The sequence below is a fragment of the Pseudomonas sp. P42 genome, assembly GCF_017973755.1.
Lineage (GTDB): Bacteria > Pseudomonadota > Gammaproteobacteria > Pseudomonadales > Pseudomonadaceae > Aquipseudomonas > Aquipseudomonas iridis.
Map to the genome: position 1 here is coordinate 1 of NZ_JACOPU010000017.1, position 2,985 is coordinate 2,985.

The 2,985-nt window shown below is 61.5% G+C and carries 1 protein-coding gene; it reads right to left on the reverse strand.

From position 1 onward, the window contains the following. On the reverse strand, positions 1-2,985 hold a 2,985-nt coding region (locus tag H8B20_RS27715; protein ID WP_342345729.1), incomplete at both ends, for an immunoglobulin-like domain-containing protein.

A 2,985-nucleotide genomic window follows, 5' to 3' on the forward strand; every position in this document is an offset into this window, starting at 1 on the left:
GCACCAGGTTCTCGAAGTTGCCGCCAGTCGCTTCCTTAATGGTGACTTCGACTTTGCCAGCGTCTTTGTAGACGTCATCGGCAGGTGCCGGAACGGTCACGGTGCCGGTGGTTTTACCCGCTTCGATAGTGATCACCGAGCCGTTGCTCAGAGTCACGGTCACTGGCGAACCAGCGGCGTTGGTCAGAGTGGCGGTGTAGGTGATCTGGCCACCCTCGGCCACAGAACCGGTTGCCGTCAGCGACAGGTTGGTGGTGTCGACAGTGTCAGTGACGTTTGTCGAAACCGGGGTTTTGTCAGCCACCAGATCTTCGTAATTACCGCCGCTCACCGCGGTAATCGAGTTGGTGATCGGCGCATGACCAGTCAGCGCATCATTCGGCGCGGTGAAGGTCACGGTGCCAGTGGTCTGGCCGACGCCAATAGTAATGTTCTGACCGTTGGCCAGGGTCACGACAACTGGAGAACCGGTTACTGGAGCGCCGACAGTTGCGGTGTAAGTGACAGTGCCACCTTCAGCCGCCGACTCGGTCGCGGTCAGTTTGACGGTGGTTGTGTCGATGGTATCGGTAACGTTGGTGACGGCCGGAACGGCGCTTGGCACCAGGTTCTCGAAGTTGCCGCCAGTGGCAGTCGAAATGGTCGCTTCGACTTTGCCCGCGTCTTTGTAGACGTCATCGGTCGGCGCTGGGACGGTCACAGTACCGAACGTTTTGCCAGCATCAATGGTGATCACGGCACCGTTCGACAGGGTCACCTCAACCGGCGTGCCGGCCGGGTTGGTCAGCGTCGCGGTGTAAACGATCGAACCGCCTTCAGCCACCGAGTCGGTCGCGGTCAGGTTCAGGTTGGTGGTGTCGGTGGTGTCCGAAACCGCGGTGTCAGCGGGCTTGCCGTCGATAGCGAGGTTTTCGTAGTTGCCGCCGGTGGCGCCGTCGATGGTCACGCTCAGGGAGCTGCCGCCAGCCAATGGGCTGTTCGGCGCGACGAAGTTCACAGTGCCGGTGGTTTCGCCCACGGCGATGGTGATGGTCTGGCCGTTGGACAGGGTCACCACGACTGGGGAGCCGGTCACCGGTGCGGTCACGGTTGCGGTATAGACCACGGTTTCGCCTTCGGCGACGTTCGCGGTGGCGCTCAGCGACACGGTGGAGGTGTCGATGGTGTCGTTGACGGTGGTCACGGCCGGCACAGTGCTCGGCACCAGGTTTTCGAAGTTACCGCCGGTGGCAGTCGAAATGGTTGCTTCGACTTTGCCGGCATCTTTGTAAACGTCATCGGCTGGCGCAGGAACGGTCACGGTACCAGTGGTTTTGCCCGCCTCGATCGTGATCACCGAGCCGTTCGACAGGGTCACCGTCACTGGCGAACCGGCAGCGTTGGTCAGGGTCGCGGTGTAAGTGATCTGGCCGCCTTCATTTACCGAACCCGTAGCGGTGAGCGACAGGTTGGTGGTGTCGGTGGTGTCGGTCACGGTGGTGCTGACCGGGGTTTTGTCAGTTACGAGGTTTTCGTAGTTGCCGCCGGTTACGTCGATGATCGAGTTGGTCAGCGGGGTGTGACCGGTCAACGCGTCATTCGGCGCAGTCGTTGTCGCAGTGCCAGAGGTTTGGCCGACACCGATGGTGATGGTCTGACCGTTAGCCAGGGTCACGACAACTGGAGAACCGGTTACTGGAGCGCCGACAGTGGCGGTGTATGTGACAGTTCCACCTTCAGCCGCCGATTCGGTCGCGGTGAGTTTGACGGTCGAGGTGTCGATGGTGTCAGTAACGTCGGTCACGGCCGGAACGGTGCTTGGCACCAGGTTCTCGAAGTTGCCGCCAGTGGCAGTCGAAATGGTCGCTTCGACTTTGCCCGCATCTTTGTAGACGTCATCGGTCGGCGCTGGGACGGTCACAGTACCGAACGTTTTGCCAGCATCAATGGTGATCACGGCACCGTTCGACAGGGTCACCGTCACTGGCGAGCCAGCAGCGTTGGTCAGGGTCGCGGTGTAGGTGATCTGGCCACCCTCAGCCACAGAACCGGTTGCCGTCAGCGACAGGTTGGTGGTGTCGGTGGTGTCAGTCACGGTGGTGCTGACCGGGGTTTTGTCGGCTACGAGGTTTTCGTAGTTGCCGCCGGTTACGTCGGTGATCGAGTTGACCAGCGGTGCATGGCCGGTCAATGCATCGTTCGGGGCAGTCGTTGTCGCGGTGCCGGAGGTCTGGCCGACGGCGATGGTGATGTTCTGGCCGTTGGCCAAATTCACCACGACCGGCGAGCCAGTCACTGGCGCGCCAACGGTGGCGGTGTAGGTGACGGTGCCACCTTCAGCGACCGAGGTGTCGGCAGTCAGTTTTACGGTCGAGGTATCGACGGTGTCGGTAATGTCAGTGACGGCTGGAACGGTGCTCGGCACCAGGTTCTCGAAATTGCCGCCAGTCGCCGTGGCAATGGTCGCTTCGACTTTGCCAGCGTCTATATAGACGTCATCGGCAGGCGCTGGAACGGTCACGGTGCCGGACGTTTTGCCGGCCTCAATGGTGATCACGGCACCGTTCGACAGAGTCACGGTGACTGGCGAGCCCGCAGCGTTGGTCAGGGTCGCGGTGTAGGTGATCTGGCCACCCTCAGCCACAGAATCCGTTGCACTCAGCGACAGGTTGGTGGTGTCCGCGACGTCAGTCACGGTGGTCGAAACCGGCGTCTTGTCGGCCACGAGGTCTTCGTAGTTGCCGCCGGAAACGCCGGTGATCGAGTTGGTCAACGGTGCATTACCGGCCAGCGCGTCGTTCGGCGCGGCAGCGGTCACGGAGCCAGTGGTCTGGCCGACAGCGATGGTGATGCTCTGACCGTTGGCCAGGGTCACGACAACCGGCGAGCCGGTCACTGGCGCACCAACGGTGGCGGTGTAAGTGACGGTGCCACCTTCAGCCACCGAAGTATCGGCAGTCAGTTTCACGGTCGAGGTATCGACGGTGTCGGTAATGTCAGTGACGG